Annotated in this window: 15 protein-coding genes; 9 read left to right on the top strand and 6 right to left on the bottom strand. The window is 55.2% G+C overall.

The features are described from left to right. Position 1 precedes the first annotated feature (1 nt). The 4 genes from AC5JQH_RS12055 to AC5JQH_RS12040 all read right to left on the bottom strand — a co-directional run bounded on the left by AC5JQH_RS12055 (position 2) and on the right by AC5JQH_RS12040 (position 4,749). A complete protein-coding gene (locus tag AC5JQH_RS12055; RefSeq protein ID WP_493805625.1) occupies positions 2-964 on the bottom strand; it encodes an HlyD family secretion protein in 963 nt (320 codons plus the stop codon). Between the two features lie 175 nt (positions 965-1,139). Next, complete coding sequence (locus AC5JQH_RS12050) at positions 1,140-1,844, bottom strand: MBL fold metallo-hydrolase RNA specificity domain-containing protein (protein ID WP_493805624.1); 705 nt, start codon at positions 1,842-1,844, stop codon at positions 1,140-1,142. A 113-nt stretch (positions 1,845-1,957) separates the two neighbouring features. After that, positions 1,958-3,202, bottom strand: a complete 1,245-nt coding sequence (locus AC5JQH_RS12045) for an alginate export family protein (protein WP_493805623.1) — start codon at positions 3,200-3,202, stop codon at positions 1,958-1,960. Positions 3,203-3,663: 461 nt separating this feature from the next. Beyond that, positions 3,664-4,749: an OprO/OprP family phosphate-selective porin gene (locus AC5JQH_RS12040; RefSeq protein ID WP_493805622.1), complete on the bottom strand. Its 1,086-nt coding sequence runs from the start codon at positions 4,747-4,749 to the stop codon at positions 3,664-3,666. 289 nt (positions 4,750-5,038) lie between these two features. Here AC5JQH_RS12040 and AC5JQH_RS12035 point away from each other — a divergent pair, with 289 nt between their 5' ends. From AC5JQH_RS12035 to AC5JQH_RS11995, 9 genes are all read left to right on the top strand, one after another. Then, entirely contained in the window at positions 5,039-5,677 is a 639-nt protein-coding gene (locus AC5JQH_RS12035) for a TorF family putative porin (protein ID WP_493805621.1), read from the top strand. A 285-nt stretch (positions 5,678-5,962) separates the two neighbouring features. Further along, on the top strand, positions 5,963-6,289 hold the full coding sequence (locus AC5JQH_RS12030) for a hypothetical protein (protein WP_286715974.1): 327 nt from the start codon (positions 5,963-5,965) through the stop codon (positions 6,287-6,289). After that, positions 6,280-7,044, top strand: coding sequence for a TolC family protein (locus AC5JQH_RS12025; protein WP_475106594.1), 765 nt, complete (start codon positions 6,280-6,282; stop codon positions 7,042-7,044). The genes AC5JQH_RS12030 and AC5JQH_RS12025 overlap by 10 nt, the downstream gene beginning before the upstream one ends. Positions 7,045-7,107: 63 nt before the next feature. After that, positions 7,108-8,292 (top strand): efflux RND transporter periplasmic adaptor subunit, encoded by a 1,185-nt coding sequence (locus AC5JQH_RS12020; protein WP_036208657.1) that lies wholly within the window; start codon positions 7,108-7,110, stop codon positions 8,290-8,292. Positions 8,293-8,306: 14 nt separating this feature from the next. Further along, the gene (locus tag AC5JQH_RS12015) at positions 8,307-11,414 is read left to right on the top strand and encodes an efflux RND transporter permease subunit (RefSeq protein WP_493805620.1); all 3,108 of its coding nucleotides are present in this window, start codon (positions 8,307-8,309) and stop codon (positions 11,412-11,414) included. Positions 11,415-11,431: 17 nt separating this feature from the next. Further along, positions 11,432-11,788 carry a P-II family nitrogen regulator gene (locus AC5JQH_RS12010; RefSeq protein ID WP_303291887.1) on the top strand — a complete coding sequence of 119 codons (357 nt, stop codon included), beginning with the start codon at positions 11,432-11,434 and terminating at the stop codon, positions 11,786-11,788. Between the two features lie 285 nt (positions 11,789-12,073). Then, positions 12,074-13,213 (top strand): TolC family protein, encoded by a 1,140-nt coding sequence (locus AC5JQH_RS12005; RefSeq protein WP_493791856.1) that lies wholly within the window; start codon positions 12,074-12,076, stop codon positions 13,211-13,213. Between the two features lie 21 nt (positions 13,214-13,234). Next, complete coding sequence (locus AC5JQH_RS12000) at positions 13,235-14,443, top strand: efflux RND transporter periplasmic adaptor subunit (protein WP_493791857.1); 1,209 nt, start codon at positions 13,235-13,237, stop codon at positions 14,441-14,443. A 14-nt stretch (positions 14,444-14,457) separates the two neighbouring features. Then, complete coding sequence (locus AC5JQH_RS11995; protein WP_493805619.1) at positions 14,458-17,655, top strand: efflux RND transporter permease subunit; 3,198 nt, start codon at positions 14,458-14,460, stop codon at positions 17,653-17,655. A 52-nt stretch (positions 17,656-17,707) separates the two neighbouring features. Here AC5JQH_RS11995 and AC5JQH_RS11990 read toward each other — a convergent pair whose 3' ends face one another. Continuing rightward, on the bottom strand, positions 17,708-19,030 hold the full coding sequence (locus AC5JQH_RS11990) for an ATP-binding protein (protein ID WP_008174544.1): 1,323 nt from the start codon (positions 19,028-19,030) through the stop codon (positions 17,708-17,710). Between the two features lie 25 nt (positions 19,031-19,055). After that, positions 19,056-19,727 carry a response regulator transcription factor gene (locus tag AC5JQH_RS11985; RefSeq protein ID WP_493792037.1) on the bottom strand — a complete coding sequence of 224 codons (672 nt, stop codon included), beginning with the start codon at positions 19,725-19,727 and terminating at the stop codon, positions 19,056-19,058. Positions 19,728-19,794 lie beyond the last annotated feature (67 nt).

The following is a 19,794-nucleotide window of genomic DNA, read 5'->3' as shown; positions in this document are numbered from 1 at the left end:
CTCAGCGCGCCGGAACCGAGAGGGTCGCTGGCCACTCGGCGTCCGGATCCCAGCGAATCCAGGCATCTGCCGGCATACCCGGTTTCAGAGCATCGGCCGGATTATCCAGCACCAGGGTAACGCCATAGACCATCCGAACTCTCTCGTCGGGCATGTGGACATCGCGGGGGGTGAACTGGGCGAAATCGTCAATCCTGCCGACTTTGGCGGAAAAGTCCCCGGGCAAACCGTCCACGCGGATTCTGGCGGGATCCCCCAAGCTGATCCGGTTGAGGATATCACCGGGGACATAGACCTTGAGTTCGAGCTGCTGCAGATTCACCATCGTGGCCAGCGGCTGGCCGGTATCGACAACCTCTCCCGTCTCCACCGCCCGGATCAGGATGGTTCCGGAGAGCGGCGCGGCAACCTCCGCTTTGTCCAGTTGCGATTCAGCCAGTGCCACCTGCGCCGCCCTTGCAGCCACCTGTTCTTCGGCGGCATCCTTCTGCCGCTGGAGAGACTCAAGTCGGCCCCGGGCCTCACTGACGGCATTTTCCGCCTGATCCAGATCACTCGAGCTGGCCAGATTGCGGGACCGCAAGTCCCGGATCCGCTGCCGTTGTTTCTCGGCATTCTTGAGATGATGACGCCAGGTGGTGATTTGGCTGTCGAAGCCGTCACGGACTTCCCGCGCCGAGGCCAGCTCGGCCTGTGCCGAGCGCAGGCGGTCTCTGGCATCGGCGGGGTCGATCACGGCTACCGTGTCGCCAGCCGAAACCTTGCTGCCTTCCGCGAGATGGTGCTCGATGACCCGACCGGCCACTTCGGCCTCGATCCGCACTTCCCGCCCCTCGATATGGCCATTGCCATAGACGATTCCCTGCGGCAAGGGCTCTTCCCCAAACAGAACAAAAACCCCATAAGAACCGCCGGCGAGCACCAACACCGCTATCAGAGACCAGAGCCAGGATTGGGATTTCACCAAACACTCCTTATGACATTACTGTTCAGGTTGGAGCCGGGATCAGGGCCACTGCCTCTCACTCCAGCCAATGAGATCGCCCACTCTAGCACACGGCAGCCGCCGCGACCAAGGTCGTTGCCGGATCTTAAGCGGCTCATTCAGGTCGCCCTCGAAGATGGCCGTCAGGGCATCGTCAAAGACGCAAAATGGATTGGTAGCCTGCCACATCCACCTCAAACCGGGTGTTCTGACGCAAGTGATCCTTCATGGCCTCCAGCGCATCAGGGTCTCCATGAATCAAGTTGATCGGCGTTTCGGGGGCTAAGTCACTTTGAGCCAGCCACTGTTCAATCTCTGTGAAATCTCCATGCCCGGAAAGCCCACTCAACACCTCCAGCCGGGCCTTGACCGGAATCCAGTCGCCGTGGATCTTGATCCTTTCCGCTCCATCAACCATTTTGGCGCCTCGTGTCCCCCCTGCCTGATAACCGGCAAAGATAACGGTTGTACGGTGCTGGCCGAGGAGACGTTTGAAGTGATGAAGAATGCGACCGCCCGTTGCCATACCGCTGCCTGCAATAATTACGTGCGGGTAGGCCTGGTCAGCCAGCGCCTTGGAGTCTTGGACGCTGCGGCTATAGTGAACGGTGCTGCACATTTCATGGCATTCTGAACTGCTCAACCGATGCTGATCTTCGTAGCGGCAGTAAATCTCAGAAACATCAATCGCCATGGGGCTATCCAGATAAACTGGCAACCTTGGAATTCGTCCCGCCTTCATCAGGTCGGTGAGCATATGCTGCAAGACCTGCGCTCTGCCCACGGCAAAGGCCGGAATCAGTATATTGCCCCCTTTGTCGACCGTTTCGTTAACGATGTCCGCCAGTTGTGACAGCAAATCCACGTCTTCGTGGCGACGATCGCCATATGTTGACTCCAGCATCTGATGTACTGAAACCAGGTCAGACTGAGCCACCAGGCGAATGTCTGTTCACCGCAATAGTGATAAGGTCAGAACTTGACCTCTCCCCACAACCAGGCCTTGTCCGTATCCACGCCACGACCATCGGCGGCATAGCTGGCGAACTTGGCACCCACCGTGTAGTGCTTGTTGATCGGGTAGACAGCCAGCAGCCCCAGCTCGGAGCCATAGCTCAGGCTATTGATGTCACTGCTGTAGTCATGATAAACGGCCAGCCACTTGACCCCCTTTGCTGAGGCACCCGCCGATACGTATAGATCCTGCAGGCCATCGTCCGGGGTGACCAGGAACTGGTCGGCCCAACCGTTCATCGCGTGAAGCGTCGCCAGAGGCGTCTGGAATGACCGGCCGTCGTCCGACTCCAGAGTCTCCATACCCACCTTAAAGGTCAGGCCGTAGACTGCGAGCCCCACTTCCGCCAGCCAATAAGCGGCCTCAAAGCTTTGCGGGTTGTCTGCATAGTCTTTCTGGATTGCGTACTCCAGGGTGTACAGGACCCTGGCGTCTTCCGATACATCGGTGCCACCTGCGAACCGCAAACCAAAATTCTGGGTTGAGTTGACGTCTGCGTTGGTAAAGTCGAAAAGATAAACGTAAGTGGTCAGGGTTCCGGCAGCCAAGCCATGATACTGTGCGTTGAAAATCGGCGACTGCATTGGGAAATTGCCATTAGGGCTGGCATCCGAGAACACCCGGTTAGCATTGTAAAGATAGCCCGCTGTGATCTTCGTGTCCGGAAGCGACTCGTTGGTGCCGACAAAGGCATCGAAGGTTTGCTCATTCTGGCGCCAGCCAACCGTACCGATAAACCGGTGATTGTCCAGAGCAAAGCGCTGACGGCCGTAGGTCAGGCTGGTATCCGAAAAACCTTTGTAACGCACGTAAATTTGGTTGACTTCGGTTTCCGTCGGATCAGCGACTACTGAGTGATCGGTTATGCCATTGATGGTGCTATTGTAGTTCTCATTCCCCACAGCGGACACATCTTCCGCCTCGGCAAACACCTCAAACCCCTTAAAATCACCAGTCCGGTACCCCAGTCGGGTTCGAACGGTAGAAGCATGGGCTTGATCAAGAGGGTTGTCCTGATCCACAAATTCGTAACGGTAACGAACATCAAGCGAAACCTTTCCCCCGGTTAAGGCTTCGGTAAAGGTCATGGACAGGACAGGCGTTGCGGCAGAGGCCAGAACCGAACCAATGGCAAAGACAAGCAACGACTTCTGATTTTTTTGGCCATTCCTGGCAGTGAGCGGAGTTAGCATCATTTTCATCCTAGTGGTACCTTCAGCGGCCGCATAAACGGTTGAATGGAGTCAATATTTCATCGATAAGTCGCTCATTCAGTTTAGGGCGCCAATGTCAGCGACAACCTTGATATCGGTCAGATTGAACCTGACTCTCAAGGGGTACCTCCATAGGCTCACAGGCAAAAAGAGCTGAACAACGCGCCACCACCTTGTACGTCTTGCAAAGCCGTCCATACGGGCCTCATTTTTTCAGGAATACAGCCGGATCAGAGCTTAACTGCACCTTCAGGCTGTCCAACTGATGGGGTCCACCTCAATGTACACCAGAAACCTCAGATGAACTTTATTAGCGGGGGGTGGGGGTGGGGGTGGGGGGGGGCAGACAAAAGCATGGGCAGATTAATATCTGCCCAAAACCTGAGTATTTCATTAACTCTCAAGAACTATATCAAACCGCAAAACTCATTCAAGCGACCTCCATGCGGTCAAAATGCATATTGTAACCTCGCACGCACTTCATCTCCGCTAGCGCCATTGGCTTCTTCGCCATCCATGTAGCTCATTCCAAGTCGAACATTCTTGTTGGCGTAATAGTTAACGCCCAGTGTTGTTTGCTCACCGTCGGTCGTGGCCAGCCCCACGTCACTGTATTTTCCGTCACCATCCTCAAAGCGGGCAACAACTTCCCAGGCCCCTTTGGGTGATGCCGGTTTTACCCGCTTGAATGCTCCGGCTTTGTAAGGACGGCTTTCGCCGGTGATGATCCAGCCAAGCTGTACGTAATAGCCATCAACATCCACCTGGCCTTCCTCGGAATCGAAATATTCGGCCTGGGCATGGAAGGGCCCGGAAGCGCCGGCGAGCTCCAGATTAAACGTATCGACCTCCTCGGCCTGAGTGTCGGCATCACGCGTGGTATAACCCGCACCAAGATGAACAACCATATTGTTCGTTTGAATCGGTGCAACCGTGCCCCGTGCGGTTACTGCCGTGTTATTGAAATCGTCGCTGCCATTGCCGTCTGCCTCGAAGTAGCCGATACCGTAGGTCCAGTTGCTGCCTTTGCCGCTGAGCTGGATGCCGCCGCTGCGACCGGGGGTATAACGCTCGGTCATGGCGGATCGCTCAAGGGCCGAGATGTCTTTTGAACTCGTTAATTGTTCCAGGCCGAATGGCTCTTTCTGCTTACCAATAGTCACGGTTGCAGCTGAGCCAAATCCCAGGTAGCGAATGTACAGGTCCTCAGCGGTCCCGCCGTCGGCGCCATCACTCTCAGCCACGTTGAACTGGGTCTTGTACGCCCAGTCGCCAAAGTGGCCCTTGGCGTAGAGGCGTGCCCGGCGCACATCGAAATCGGTAGTGTCAACACCGTTGTCGTCAGACTGCGTGGCGTCGTAATCCCACTGAATGCGCCCGCCGAGCTGAAAAGACGCAGAGTTATCCGACACTTTCACTTTGATACCGCTGTCGGTATCGATCACAAGGTCTTCGCCGCTGGTCGTAACGTTTCCGGCCTGTGCAGCAGAAGCGGCAGAAATCGCCAAAGCCAAGCCCAAATATTTCTTGCTCATGATCTGTCTCACCTTTTTCGGTTTGCTTGTGTGTGTTGAAGCGCTATTAAAGTCTATTTGGCAAAGATTACAGAATGGTTACAGAGAATGCATCAAAACAGGGCGCTGGTCCGGGCCGGTGACAGACTCCGCAGGTTCTGGGGCGCTAGGTGTTGGGTCGTTTTTCGGGGGCAAGCTCAGAATGTGCCGATTTGTCTCTATAATAATGATAAAAAAGAATAAATAAGATGTGGCAAGACTTTTGCTCAATCATATTTGGAGCAATGAAACCCAACCGAAGGCATCCATTATGAAGAAGCAGTTTTTCACCAAATCCGGATTTATCAGTATCACTTTGCTTGCAGCACTTCAGGCTGCGGCTGTCCAGGGAGGGTTGGATTATGAGCATGCGTCGGGCTTCTACGCCGGTGGTTGGGGTTCCAATGTCGATTTTGGTGACGGCACCAGCTATGAGCTTGATCTTTATGCCGGATTCTCCGGCTCTGTGGAAGAACTGGGTTATGACGTTGGGTACATTTATTATGCGTATCCTGACGCGCCGGACTCCATCGACTTCGGCGAACTGTACGGCGAGATCAGTTATGGCATTGCGGCCATCGGCCTGGCCTACACGATCAACAGCGACACCAGTGGTGATGGGGTGTTCGTGCAGGGGGATGCCTATTACTACGCCTCTGTTGGGGTGCCTCTGGAGGACAGCTACAGTGCCGGTGTGACGCTTGGCTATTACGACTTCGCTGATGACGGCAAGGCTTCTGTCGGCGAGGCAAGTTATTCACACGTCGCCGCCAACGTTACAAAGGATGCGGGAAACTTCGGTTCTTTCAGTGTTAACGTGGAGTACGCGGACATTGAGTCAACCGACGCGCTTGGCTCTGTCAACTCGGATGATCCGAAGTTCTGGCTGGGTTGGAGCAGGAGTTTCTGATCGGCCAAGTGATCACAAGCAATTCAGATCCAGAATAAAAAGCCGGCCCAAATGACGGGCCGGTTTTTATTTATCATGCAAGAACCCACCATCGTGCGCCTGCCTTGACGCCCGGTGACTCGACATCCTCGCCCTTACCTCTGCCCCCCCCTGCCGCCAAAGCTCATTTCTTATCCGGTGCCTGAATTTCAAACTGTATTAAAGGTTTGTCTGTAAGGTCGTTCCAGATTCCCACGCAAAAATGCTGACTCACTGACCTCAGTCAAACAGCCAGGATGATACTGAATGAACAAACGATTGTTGTTGTGCGCGATGATAGTTCCGGGAGCCTTGGCCGTCTCTCCTATGGTGTCGGCCCAGGCAAAAGAGAGTGTGTCGCTGAAAGAATATCAGCAGGCCAAAGCCAGCCAGGCTGTTTCCCTGAACCAGGCCATGGTGATGGCTTTCGAGAATAGCCCGGTATTGGCTTTGAGGCGGGCCGCGGTCTCGATACAGCAGGGACAGCTTGATCATGCCAGCCGCTGGGCGCCGAGCAATCCAGAGTTTGAGTTGGGGGCCCGTCAGGCCCCGGATCAGGCCGACGAGTCCCTGGAATATGGGAAATGTCCGTAAAACAGGGTAAACAAACCCGGATTGATCTCAATACCGCAGTCATTGGGCTTGCCAGGGCCCGGAATCAAAAAGCCTCGGCGGAACAAAAGCTCGAGCAATCAAAAATTGACCTTACCGAAGTGCTCGGGGTGTCCCCCTCCGATGCCGTTGGGGTGACCGGCGAGCTTGATGTGACGCTCGAAGACCTGCCTCCGACCAGCCAGCTTGTCGAGATGGCACAGAGTCAGAGAGCGGACCTGAAAGCGGCGGCCGCCAGAATTGCAGCGGATGAATCTGGCCTTGAAGTTGCGAAAAGCCTGACGATTCCAAATCTGAAAGTCTTCGGATTTTATGATCGTGAGGAAGGCTCCAACCTTTTCGGTGCAGGGGTGTCGATGCCTTTGACCGTTTTTCATGATTATTCCGGTGAGCAGAGACAAGCTGCTGCGCGGCTGAAAACCTCCGAGCTTGAGGCAGAGGCCTTGCGCCTGGCTACAGAGCGTCAGGTTGTGTCAGCTGTGGCCCGGTACGAATCCACCGCCGTTCGGCTGCGCCAGATGAACGAGTCGATCCTGGAGCGTTCAGAGGAAACATTACAGTTGATGCAGAAAGCACTTCGGGCGGGCAAGGTCGGTGCCTCGGATGTTCTGGCGGCACAGGACAATCTCCTGTCGGTAAGGCAGGAATACGTTCAGGCGCAGAACGATTATATCGATGCCGTCCGGGCGCTGGAGATAAGCACAGGAGGTGCTCTGTCGATGTCAGCCGGTTCCTGAGGGTATGAAACTCAAAATTGACCGTTCTCTTAGTACCGTTCTCTAAATATTGAGGGTGAATGAATGATTCGCAATCTGAAGATACTGTTAATAGTTGTCGGCGCTCTGAGCTTGCAGCAGGCATACGCTGCCGGAGAAGCCGAGGGTGACCAGCACGAAAATGAAGAAGCCGAGCATGCCGGAGAGGAAAACCAGTCCCGCCAGATCCATCTGACGCCGGAGCAGACAGAGTTACTGTCGATTCAGACTGTGGCGGCTGCCAAGGGGCGCGCTGGCGCAATTGTTACGGCACCTGCCGAGATTCAGTATGTGCCGGACCGCGTGGCCGAGGTTGGTCCGCTGCTGGAGGGAAAACTGACAGGGTTGGCGGTTGATCTGGGGGATCGTGTCAATAAGGGGCAGTTACTGGCAACCCTGAACAGTGTGGAGCTGGCCCGGATTCGCTCCCGGTTAATCTCGCTGGAGGCCCGCAAAGAAGCGGCCGAGTCTGACTACAATCGTGAAAGGGAGTTGCAGGGACAGGGTATTTCCAGTGAAGAAGAGTTCCTGGATGCCAAGGCTGCCTTTCTTGAAACAAAAGCGGAGTACGATTCCGTGCGGGAACAACTGGCGGTTTACGGCAGCGAGTCGTCAGGTGACAGTGGGGGGCTGGCGCAATACGCGCTCCGCTCACCCATTGAAGGGCGTGTCGAGCAGATGCATGTTCGTCTGGGGCAAACGCTGAGTCCGTCGGATACGCCTTTCATCGTGGCGGATGCCTCGGTGTTGTGGGCCATTCTTCAGGTGTCCGAATCCGATATTGACCAGATTTCAACGGGAGACGAGGTTCAGATTTCCTCCAGGGATTCAAGTTCTGACCGGTTTCACAGTGGGCAGGTATCCTGGGTGTCGAGCATGCTCGATGAAAAGACCCGCACCATCCCGGTTCGCGTTGTGCTGGAGTCTCCCAGAGGCGACCTTCGCCCGAATACCTATGCCACGGCCAGAATCATGACGGAATCGGAGGCCTCACTGCCGCTGGTTCCGGATGATGCGGTTCAAACCATTGGCGATGACTCCGTTGTGTTTGTTCCGGGCGATGAGAAAGGGGCTTACAAGGCGGTTCCCGTCACGCTTGGCAAGGAGGCAAACGACTGGATCGAGATCAAGTCCGGCATCAGCGCAAACACGGAAGTGGTTTCAGTAGGCGCTTTTGATCTGATGTCGGCCATTACCGCCAGTGGCCGCAGCGCCGCTCACGGACACTAAACCCCGGGGGGAGCATGATCAACGCAATTGTGAATTATGCGCTGAACAATCGTCTGATGACGCTTGTTTTTGCGATCGCCGTGATCGTTGCCGGCGTATTTTCATTTCAAAAACTGCCGGTGGATGCGTTTCCGGACGCGACGCCGACCATGGTTCAGGTGTTTACCACCAGTCCTGGTCTGTCGCCGGTTGATATCGAAACGCTGATTTCCTATCCCGTTGAGATCAGCATGTATGGAATTCCCAAGCTGGAAAAAGTGCAGAGCACGTCGATTTTCGGGTTGTCGCGGGTGACCATCTATTTCGAAGATGGCACCGATATCTACTTCGCCAGGCGGCTGGTAAACGAACGGCTTTCCGAGGCCAAGCGCCAGATTCCCGAAGGGATGGGGCAGCCGGAACTCGGGCCCATAGCGAGCGGTCTTGGGCGCATCCTGATGTATTCCCTGGAAGCTGAGGATAAGGATCAATACAGCCTGCAGGAAATCCGCACGATCCAGGACTGGATTGTCAAGCCCCAGCTCAGAACCGTGCCGGGTGTAACCGGTGTGCTGTCCATCGGCGGCGAGGTAAAACAGTATCAGGTCAATATCGATGCGCAGAAGCTTCAGGCAAGGAACCTGACAGTGTCTGACGTTCGCGGCGCCCTCACCCAGAATAATCGGAACGTCGGCGCCTCTTTCATTACGCGAGGAGGTGAAGAGTATATAGTTCGCGGCTACGGTTGGGTTAATTCAGGTACCGAGGGCATCGAGGACATCCAGAACATCATTGTGTCCAAGAGTGAGGGAGAGTCTCCTATTTATGTCAGGGATGTGGCAGAGGTTAGCCTTGGACCGGCAATTCGCCGCGGCGCGGAGGTGTCCTCGGGCGAGGAGTCCGTGGGCGGCTACGTGATGAAGCTGATCGGAACCAACACCAGTCAGGTACTCGAGGACGTCAACGCAAAAATCGATGATCTGAACAAGTCACTTCCCGAAGGGCTGAAAATAGAGGCTTATTACTCCCAGGCGGAGTTGGTGGGCAAGGCCATAGGCACTGTCGAGAAAGCATTACTTGAGGGCTCGGTTCTGGTGCTGGTGTTCCTCTATCTGTTCCTCGGAAATATACGTTCCACACTGATCGTGGTGGCGACCTTGCCGTTGTCTGTGCTTTTCGCATTCATTGCGATGCGGATTTCGGGCCTGTCCGCCAATCTGATGAGTCTGGGGGGGCTGGCTATCGGCATCGGTATGATGGTGGACGGCGCCGTTGTGATGATAGAGAACATCTTCCGACATCTGGAAGAACGATCAGAGGAAAAGGTCAGTGTTCTGAGGCTTGTAGGTGAATCTGCCCGGGAAGTGGCTCGTCCGATTGTGTTTGCCATTGGCATCATTATTATCGTTTTTCTGCCGCTGGTTACGCTGCAGGGCGTTGAGGGCAAGCTGTTTTCGCCCATGGCCTACACCATCAGTTTTGCGTTGATCGGTGCGCTGTTACTCGCGTTGACGTTGGTGCCGGTTCTGGCCTCGCTGTCATTCAAGATGGGTGGACAACACAAAGAGCCGAAGCTGGTTCTGTTCCTGAACCGGCTATACAAGCCGGTGGTGAATACTGTCGTCAAAGCCCCTAAAATTGTAATGGGCGTGGCCGTCATTGCCTTTGCCGGCAGTCTCCTGCTGTTTCCCTATCTCGGGAGCGAGTTCGTGCCCACGCTCAGGGAAGGCACGTTCCAGATTCGCTCGACACTGCCTCCTGGAGCCAGTCTTGAATCCGCCATCAAGTATGGCAAACGGATTCAGTCCGTTGTCGATGAATTTCCAGAGGTCACCGGCACCTATGCCAGGATCGGTCGTGCCGAGGTGGGCGGTGATCCTGAACCCGTGAACGTTGTCGCGACGCTCGTCAATCTGAAGCCTCTGGATCAGTGGCGAGAAGATGTGAGCTATGAGGACCTTCAGAGCCGGATTGCGGAGTCTTTGGATGAGCGGGTTCCCGGGCTTGCCAACAATCTGTCACAACCGATTCAGCTCAGAACCGACGAACTCCTCTCAGGCGTTCAGGCGCAACTGGTTGCCAGCATTTTCGGCGACGACCTCGACGAGTTGGGCCGGATCGGCAAGGAAGTGGCGGCCCTGGCGAAAGAGGTGCCGGGGGCAACGGATGTGCGCGCTCAGCAGAGCGCAGGTAAAAAACAGATCGTTATTCGCCCCGACCGTGAAGTGCTGGCGCAGTTTGGCATCAGCATTGATAACCTGATGAGTACGGTCGAAACCGGGATTGGCGGTAAAGGCGCGGGGCTGGTCTTCGACGGTGTCCGGCGATTTGAGATCTTCGCCCGGCTGCAAGAGTCCTATCGCGGGTCCATCGATGAAATCAGAAAGCTTCCCCTCCGGGGTAATAGTGGCGAGCTCATCCCGCTTTCACGGGTGGCCGATGTTGAAATGTACGCTGGCCCCAAAAAAATTTCGCGCTCCAATGCCAGTCGGCGACAGTACGTGCAGATGAACGTACGTGGTCGCGATATGGGCGGTGTTGTTCAGGATTTGCGCAAGCGGATCGAGGAGCAAGTGGACATGCCGCCGGGGTATTTCGTGGAGTTCGGCGGTCAGTTTGAGAACCAGGAAAGGGCCATGGCGCGGCTGGCGATCGTTGTGCCCATTACCCTGGCGCTTATTTTCCTGCTTCTCTTTTCGGCATTCAGTAGTCTTCGCTATGCGGCGCTGATCTTCATGAATGTGCCCTTTGCGGTTACTGGTGGCATTGTCGCGCTGTTTGTGACGGGGCTTTACCTCTCTGTGCCCGCTGCCGTGGGATTCATCGCGGTGTTCGGCGTAGCCGTACTGAACGGTGTGGTGATGGTGAGCTACATCAATCAGTTGCGGGACGAAGGCTACGAAGTCATTGAAGCAGTCAAGTTGGGTGCTCAACGCCGTTTGCGGCCGGTTCTGATGACCGCCTCTGTGGCTATTCTGGGGCTGATTCCCCTGCTGCTGGCCGATGGCATTGGCTCTAATGTCCAACGGCCACTGGCAACGGTTGTGGTTGGCGGTCTGATCACTTCAACGCTGCTGACGCTGGTGGTGTTGCCCAGTGTGTACCAGTGGTTTGCATCTGAACGTCGTGACGTTTCAGTCTGATAGTCAGGAGACGGTTTATGTATGAAATAAAAGCGTATGTCAGAGAAGTGATGGCAGGGCATGTGGTTGATGCTCTGGCCAGAGTCAAGGGCGTGACAAGCATTGCTGTCGTGTCTCTCAGCGAATTTGGTCATCTGGTCGGCGATGAGTCGCCTCTGGAGAAAGTGAAGATGGTCAAGCTGGAAATAGACGTAGCGACCGATGATGTCGCTGGTGAAGTTGTGGAACTCATTGTCAGAACGGGCAGAACCCAGAATGGGCACCCGGGTGACGGCAAGGTACTTGTATCCCGCCTGGTTCGGGCTGTTCGTATCGACGATGGTGCGACCGACGAGAGCGCACTTCAACCGGCATCAAACCAGCGCTTTTCCTAGATTGGATGGCGGCATCGTGGCCATGAGTCGCGATGCCGCTTCTCCCCGCCCTTATTGAGGAGCACTTTCAAGTTCCCTGAGCTAATGCCTTCCAAATTCAAGTTCATTTCAACCTTTTCACTTACTATCTCCACCTCTACCTACCTTGTCATGGGCGTCTCGCCCCCATGAATTGTGGCTAACAACCCCTTCGGGAGAAAGTCGATGAAGGCAAGCAAGCACTCGCCCAGAGCGTTGCTGTGTTCAGTACTATTGTCCATTCCTCTGTTCGGTCAAGCGGAGACTGTGAATTGGACAAATTGGCTCACTGGCCAGATAAGCAAGCATCCGGATGTCATGGCGGCGACAGAGCAGGCGGCAGCCCGGGATGCGGATGCTGAGGCAAGCGAACAACCGCTGTATAACCCGGAGCTGTCTGTTGGAGCAGACAGAAATGGCAGTGACAACAACTTTGTGGCAGGGCTATCACAAACGATCGATTGGTCTGATCAACAGGGTGCGCTAAAGGACAAGGCAAAGCTGATCAGGCTTTCCGCTGAAGCTGATTTGAACGAGGCGGTTTTGGCACAAACGTCCGAGTCGCTGTTTGCGCTTGTCGAGTGGCGCGCGGCGACGCGTGCCGAAGAAATTGCGGAATCCCAGCAACACCGTCTGGATGCCTTGCTGGAGCAGGTTGAGCAACGCCAGCAGGCGGGCGACCTGGGGAGTACCGATGCAGAGTTGCTTTTTTTAAGCCTTTCTCAGCAGCTCAGTGAACTCGCCCAGGCAAAGGCTGCGGTTGATCAGGCGCAAGCCCGGGTCAGAGAGCTTCTGCCGGATTGGCGGCCTCAGGATGGGGGGATCCCCGGGCACATTTGGCCGGCTCTTGCTTCCAGGGTCGATAACGACAATTTGCTGGATCATCCGTCAATTGCTGCTGCCCGCGCGAGGTGGCAGGTGCTGCGGAGCGAAGCCGAGGTGGTCAGTCGCAGAGCGACGGCATCTCCCACGGTCGGGCTGAGCGGAGGGCGTGATGGCGGTGAGAGCCTGGTTGGCCTGACGTTCTCGATCCCTCTGAATGTCCGTAATAACTACCGTGCCGAAGTCCAGGCTGCCAACCGACGATCATTAGAGGCCGAAGCTCGGTTTCAGGCACTTTATCGGAAGCAGCAGTATGGTCTGGCGGGCGCCCGAGCTGCCTGGAAGCGATACGACACCCAACTCAGCCGATGGACAGAACTCTCCCAGGGGCGTGTACAGCGAAGTGCTGATTTGCTTGAGAAGCAGTGGCAGGTCGGCGACCTCTCCACCTCTGAGTATCTCCAGGCGCTGGGCCAGCGCGCGGAGAGCCTGAAAACCGGTATTGAACTGGAAAAGCAGGCGCAGTTGGGTCTGATTGAGCTCTTGAGCCAGTCTGGCGAACTGATCACCCTCTTCCAATACTAGTCTGGAAACTGGATATTCATTATGAAAAAAACTCTGATTTCTGTATTCGCATTGACGTTGCTTACAGCCCCACTTTCTTTTGTACAGGCAGAGGAAGATGCTCATCAGGAAGCCGGTCATGATCATGCTGCCAGTGGCGACGATCATCAGGAAGTCACCGGTGAGAAGGGCGAGCATAAGGAAGATCATGGTGAAGAAGGTGAGCATGAAGAGGAAAAAGCAACTACCGCAAGCATCAATGCCAAACAGAAAGAGCTCGCCGGCATTGAAGTAGCAACCCTCGAAAGCAAGCGCGTTGACTATGAAATCTACGCTCCCGGTGAGCTGCTGACCAACGGCTATACCAGCTATCACGTGTCCCCCCGGGTTGCCTCAGTGGTGCTGCGGCGTCACGTGGAACTGGGTGAGCACGTAACCAAGGGCCAGCCGCTGGTAACCCTGTTCAGTGAGACGGTGGCACAGGCGCAGGCGGATTACAGGAAAGCTTTTCCTGCATGGAAGCGAATCAGCGGGCTGGGTCGTTCCGTGGTTGGCGATCAGCGGTTCAATACAGCGAAAGCCAACATTGAAGCAGCAAGGGCGACTCTGCTTGCTTACGGGCTGAACGATGATGACATTGGTGCGTTGAAGGCCAGCGGGGTGGATAGTCTCGGTGAATACATGCTCAGGGCTCGCGTGGATGGTGCAGTACTGACCGATGAGTTTGAGCAAGGACAAAGAGTTGAGGCTGGCCAGCCGCTGGTGACTCTTGCTGATGAGAGTGAGCTTTGGGTAGAAGCCCATCTGCCAGCAAGCTCCGACATTGTTCTAGAGAAGGGCGCGGAAGCCGAAGTCAGGGCAGCGGGTCGTATGGGCGTGGCAACGGTGTCCCAGGAAGCCCACACCATTGATCCTGTGACCCGCACGCGGATTGTCAGGCTGGAGCTGGACAATCCTGAAGATCGTTTTCATCCAGGAATGTTCGCAGATGTGTATTTTCGTTTTAAGACCAGCGAGCCGGTGCTTGCCGTGCCGGAGACTGCATTGATGCGTGGCGCGGACGGCGACTGGACGGTCTATGTGGAAGAGGCCGAAGGCGAGTATGAACCCGTGGAAGTGGAACTGGGCCGCTCAATTGGCGGGCTCCGTGAGGTTTCCGGCCTGGCTGCGGGTCAACGAGTCGTTTTGCGGGGCGCATTTTTTGTGGCCTCTGAGATTGCCAAAGGCGGCTTTGATCCGCACAACCACTGATTCCGGGAGCCATTATGTTCAACCGAGTTGTCGACTGGGCGGTTCAGAACCGCCTGTTGGTTCTTATTGCGCTTGCAGTGCTTATCGCCACGGCCGCGTTTCAGATACCAAAACTGAATCTTGATGCTTTCCCCGACGTTACAAACGTCCAGGTCGCTGTTAATACAGAGGCGCCCGGACTTGCGGCTGAGGAAGTCGAGCAGCTGATCACCTATCCCATTGAAGCGGTGATGTATGCGTTGCCGGATGTTGAGGAGGTTCGGTCCATCTCCAAAACCGGGTTGTCTGGTGTCACCGTGGTCTTTAAAGAGGGCACGGATATCTATTTCGCGCGCCAACTGGTTTTCGAGCGGTTGCAGGCCGCGCGGGAGCTGATTCCGGACGGGGTCGGGGTGCCTGAAATGGGGCCGAATACGTCCGGTCTTGGCCAGGTCTACCAGTACTTGCTGATAGCGGACCCGGATTCGGGGTACGACGCAATGGAATTGCGCAGCTTGCACGACTGGCTGGTCAAACTGTTGCTGATACCGGCTGAAGGGGTTACGGAAATCCTGTCGTTTGGCGGAGAGGTCCGCCAGTACCAGGTTAACCTGAACCCGGCGCGAATGCTGTCCTATGACTTATCACAGAACGACATCATGGAAGCTCTGGAGAACAACAACTCCAATGTCGGCGGTTGGTACATGGGCCGCGGGCAGGAGCAACTGGTTATCCGTGGTATGGGCTGGTTGGGCAGTGGCGAGGAGGGCCTGGAGCAGATCCGACAAGTACCCGTGAAAACCAGTGATGGCATTACAGTGACAGTGAACGATGTCGCCGAGGTAGCGCTGGGCACTGAAATTCGCCAGGGTGCGGTAACCATGACCCGGAAGGATGAAGCCGGTCAGGTTGAACAACTGGGTGAAGTGGTTTCTGGCATTGTACTCAAACGAATGGGGGCCAACACAAAAGCCACCATCGACGGCATCGAGGCCCGCGTTGATCGCATAAACCAGGCGCTTCCGAGTGGGGTTCGTTTTGAGCCCTATTACAACCAGGCGGATCTGGTGACCAAGGCCGTAGAGACGGTGACCAATGCGCTTCTGTTGGCTTTTGTGTTTATTGCGATCGTGCTTGCCCTGTTCCTGATGAATCTGCGGGCAACAACGCTGGTGCTGCTTTCAATCCCGATTTCCATCGGGATTGCCCTGATGATCATGGCCTGGTTCGGTCTCTCGGCCAACCTGATGTCTCTGGGCGGTATTGCTGTGGCAATTGGCATGCTGGTGGATGGCTCTGTTGTTATGGTTGAGAACATGTTCAAGCATCTGACCCATCCTGATGCTAAGCATGACGACCATCGGGATGAGTTGGCTGGAGATGACCCCGATCCATTGGACGCGTCACACGATGATCATGGCATTGCCCATCGTCTCCAGGAAGCCGGCCGGGAAGTGGCGCGGCCGATTTTTTTCGCGACGGCGATTATCCTGGTCGTTTTCATGCCTCTGTTCAGCTTCGAAGGTGTGGAAGCCAAGCTGTTCCAGCCAATGGCAATCAGCATCATGCTGGCTATCGTGTCGGCGGTGATCGTCGCTCTGGTGGTTGTACCCGCGCTGGCGTCATACATGTTCCGTAAGGGTATCCGGGAGCGGGAAAGCTTCATTCTAAAACCCCTGGAAAAGCTCTATCGCATGGGGCTTGCCTGGTCACTGAAGCATAGCCGCGTGGTTGTTGGCGCGGCGGCGGTTCTTGTTGTACTGGCGGCGCTGATTGTTCCACGACTGGGCACGGAGTTCGTGCCTGAACTGGAAGAGGGCACGATTAACCTCCGGGTGACCCTGGCCCCTTCATCAAGCCTCGATACGGCGCTTGAAGTGGCGCCGAAACTGGAGGCCATGCTGATGGAATTTCCAGAGGTGACCTACGCCCTGTCCCGGGCTGGCCGAGCGGAAATAGGCGGCGATCCGGAGCCCGTCAACAACATCGAAATCTACATTGGCCTCAAGCCAACAGCCGAGTGGACCAGCGCCAGTAATCGCTATGAATTGCAGGCCCTGTTTGAGGCGAAGCTCGAACAGCACCCGGGGCTACTGTTTAACTTTTCTCAGCCTATTGCAACTCGGGTTGATGAATTGCTGTCAGGTGTCCGCGCGGAACTGGCCATCAAACTCTTTGGCCCGGATCTCGACGTACTGGCGGAGAAAGGCCAGCAGATTGAAGCGGCGGTCCGAACAGTTCAGGGAACACGAGACGTGGCCATGGAGCAGATTGCCGGTGAAGCGCAGTTGGTGGTTCAGCCAGACCGTCAGGCACTTTCCCGGTACGGACTCGCCGTGTCTGATGTGATGAGTGTCGTCCGGGACGGACTGGGTGGTGCCGCCGCGGGCCAGATCATCAACGGAAATGAGCGGTACGATATCTATGTGCGCCTGGCCAAACGTTTCCGGGAAGACCGGGATGCCATTGCTGATCTCAGGTTGCAGGCGCCTTCCGGAGCCTGGGTGAGACTCGGTGATGTGGCCGATGTGTCTATTGAGTCCGGCCCGCCCCAGGTGCGCCGCGACGACGTTCAGCGCCGTGTGGTCATTCAGTCCAATGTGCAGGGTCGTGACATGGGCAGTGTGGTTGTCGATATTCAGGATACCATCGCGTCAGAAGTGAACCTTCCCCCCGGCTATTCGGTGGATATTGGTGGTCAGTTCGAAAACCAGCAGCGAGCTCAGAAACGATTGACCATTGTGGTACCTGTATCTCTGGGGCTGATTGCGCTGTTGCTCTACTTCGCTTTCAGTTCGGTTGGTCAAGCGCTGTTGATTCTGGTCAACGTGCCGCTTGCCGTAATTGGTGGTGTCTTTTCGCTCTGGGTCTCCGGCCAGTATCTTTCAGTGCCCAGTTCCGTTGGATTTATCACACTGTTTGGTGTGGCGGTGCTTAACGGGGTCGTTATGGTCGAAAGCATCAATCAGCGAATACAGGATGGGTTGAACGTGGATGCCGCGGTGTTTGAAGGTGCCGTCTCCCGTTTACGTCCTGTCTTGATGACAGCAATAACCTCGGCGCTCGGCTTGATACCGATGCTGTTGTCGACGGGCGTGGGAGCGGAAATCCAGAAGCCACTGGCCAGCGTGATTGTTGGTGGTCTCGTGACTGCAACTTTCCTGACACTCTTTGTTTTGCCGGTTCTGTTCGGTCGCTTTTCAAGAGCCAAGGTGAGTGATATCCAACGGTAAAAAATGGGAGAAGCCGCGCTGCGTCATCGACGGTTGCCTTTCTGGAGGTTTTCTAATCCGGAAGTGGCAGTAGAATGACAATGCTGGCTCCTCCGTTTTTTGAGGTACCCATGTTCATCTGTCCGAGGTTGTCTTCGACAATCTCGGACACGATGGACAATCCGAGCCCAAAACCGGCGACCGTTTCATCCAGCCTGGTACCCCTGTTCATGACAGTGGCTGCCGCCTCGGGAGAAATTCCGGGGCCATCGTCCGCTACTTCTATGGAGAGTCCTGATGACGTGCGGGCGATTGTAACGTCGACGGTTGTCTGGCACCACTTCCCGCCATTTTCGAGTAAATTGCCAAGTAGCTCTGAAAGATCCTGCCGTTCCATTGGCCAGCTGAAGTTTTCAGGTAAGTTGGTGTGGAGGCGAAAAACCGTGTCAGGGAAGATTTTTTCCATAACGGTGATGACACTTGCCGTGATTTCAACCGGCATGCACGTCCGTCCCATCTGTCTGCCTGATATGTCTGCTTTGCTCATCCGGTATTTCAGGGATTTGTCAAGCTCCCGCAAGTTAGAGGCCATAAACACAACATCCTCCCGGGACGGAGGCAAGGTATCGATATCCGACAAAATGGCAAGATTGGCAGAAATAGAGGTTTTGACCAGGTGAGAGAGATCGGAATTCAGGCGGCGGTGGCGGTCCAGCCGCCGGTTTGACAGCTCGAGCAAATCATTGAGCTGCCGGATCAGCGGACGAAACTCTTCCGGCACGTGAGGGTTCAGACGACTTTGTTTCCCGGATTGGAGCCGTCTCAGGTCCTCTTTTATCCTACTGATGGGCTTTAACGTCAGATGTGTGGTGGTTCCAATCAGTGCCAGCAGTATCGCCAGAAGAACGGCCGAGGCACCGAGCAATGTCAGGTGGGCCTTCAGCGGTCGTTCAGAGAGCGCCCCCTCGGTTTCAAGAACGGTGATTGAGGCCAGCTTTCCAGTAGCAGTGAACGTACGTCTAAGCCCAAAAAGCGTGTTCGCGCCCTGCGCTATGTGAATAAAACCCTCGGGCTTATCCACAACGCCCTGCATTTGGCTCAGGTCAAAGTTGTTGCTCGTCAGGACGCTCCCGCCTGCCGTTTCGATGATGATGGCATGCCCCAGAAGCATTTCAAACTGATGGATCATGTTCCTGAGGTCGTCAGTTGTCGGGGACTCGGCTTCAATGATTGCCTGAAAGTTTTCCAGCTCTTTACTCAGGTGTTGTTTCCTGGACTCGTCCGATAGTTGTTTTATCACGTAGGCATGTGAAAAGAATATCAGGGTGAAATAGACGAGGCTGAAAACAGCCCCATACTGAATGGCTGTTCTTCGGATACTCTTTGGAGCTGGCATATGTTGACCTGGTTCGTTCGGGCGTTCAGCCAGTAGGATCTTTTTCGAAGAAGTAGCCCTGGCCACGCAAAGTCTTGATTTTATTGCCCCCTATTATTTTTCTAAGCCGGGTTATGTAAACCTGAACGACATTTCTGGCGGGGCATCTTTCTATGTTGTAGAGGGTTTCAACCAGTTCATCCTGTGAAAATACCCTGTCTGGTGAACGCAGGAAACACTGCAAAAGGCGGAATTCAGTGGCTGTCAGTCTGAACTCTTTCTGGTCGGGCGTGGTCAGCGTTCGGTAGCTGGCGTTGAGACGAAATCCGTCGACACTGATTTGATCTGTTGTTCTGCCATCCTTCCTTCGGATAATTGCATTGAGCCGGGCTTTCAGTTCATCAAACTCAAACGGTTTGGGAAGGTAATCGTCGGCACCCGCGTTCAACCCTTCTACTCTCTCAGTCCAGTTGGAGCGTGCGGTTAGAATAAGGATGGCCTCTTTTTTCCCGTTTTTTCTCCATCTTTGCATTAAAGACAGTCCATTTTCATCGGGCAGTCCGATATCGAGAATAACGGCCTGGTAGGAGCTTGTTTCAATCAACGAGTCTGCTTCTTTGCCGGTTTTGGCGACATCGACTGTGTAGTGCGCCTGCGCAAGCCAGTCCGATATTTTTTTGGCAAGTACCGCATTGTCTTCAACAATCAGAATTTTCATTTGTAAGCGCCGTTTTTCGTGGTGGGAAAGTTTCGCCAGTCTGCCATGGATTGTACCAGTAACGGCA

The sequence above is a fragment of the Marinobacter sp. H13 genome (assembly GCF_059072335.1).
This window is presented reverse-complemented; position numbering and strand designations above follow the sequence as displayed.

Excerpts from the sequence above, each read along its gene's own strand:
- AC5JQH_RS12045 (WP_493805623.1), bottom strand. The coding sequence starts at position 3,202 with ATGAAAATGATGCTAACTCCGCTCACTGCCAGGAATGGCCAAAAAAAT.
- AC5JQH_RS12040 (WP_493805622.1), bottom strand. The coding sequence starts at position 4,749 with ATGAGCAAGAAATATTTGGGCTTGGCTTTGGCGATTTCTGCCGCTTCT.
- AC5JQH_RS12035 (WP_493805621.1), top strand. The coding sequence starts at position 5,039 with ATGAAGAAGCAGTTTTTCACCAAATCCGGATTTATCAGTATCACTTTG.
- AC5JQH_RS12030 (WP_286715974.1), top strand. The coding sequence starts at position 5,963 with ATGAACAAACGATTGTTGTTGTGCGCGATGATAGTTCCGGGAGCCTTG.
- AC5JQH_RS12025 (WP_475106594.1), top strand. The coding sequence starts at position 6,280 with ATGTCCGTAAAACAGGGTAAACAAACCCGGATTGATCTCAATACCGCA.
- AC5JQH_RS12020 (WP_036208657.1), top strand. The coding sequence starts at position 7,108 with ATGATTCGCAATCTGAAGATACTGTTAATAGTTGTCGGCGCTCTGAGC.
- AC5JQH_RS12015 (WP_493805620.1), top strand. The coding sequence starts at position 8,307 with ATGATCAACGCAATTGTGAATTATGCGCTGAACAATCGTCTGATGACG.
- AC5JQH_RS12010 (WP_303291887.1), top strand. The coding sequence starts at position 11,432 with ATGTATGAAATAAAAGCGTATGTCAGAGAAGTGATGGCAGGGCATGTG.
- AC5JQH_RS12000 (WP_493791857.1), top strand. The coding sequence starts at position 13,235 with ATGAAAAAAACTCTGATTTCTGTATTCGCATTGACGTTGCTTACAGCC.
- AC5JQH_RS11995 (WP_493805619.1), top strand. The coding sequence starts at position 14,458 with ATGTTCAACCGAGTTGTCGACTGGGCGGTTCAGAACCGCCTGTTGGTT.
- AC5JQH_RS11990 (WP_008174544.1), bottom strand. The coding sequence starts at position 19,030 with ATGCCAGCTCCAAAGAGTATCCGAAGAACAGCCATTCAGTATGGGGCT.
- AC5JQH_RS11985 (WP_493792037.1), bottom strand. The coding sequence starts at position 19,727 with ATGAAAATTCTGATTGTTGAAGACAATGCGGTACTTGCCAAAAAAATA.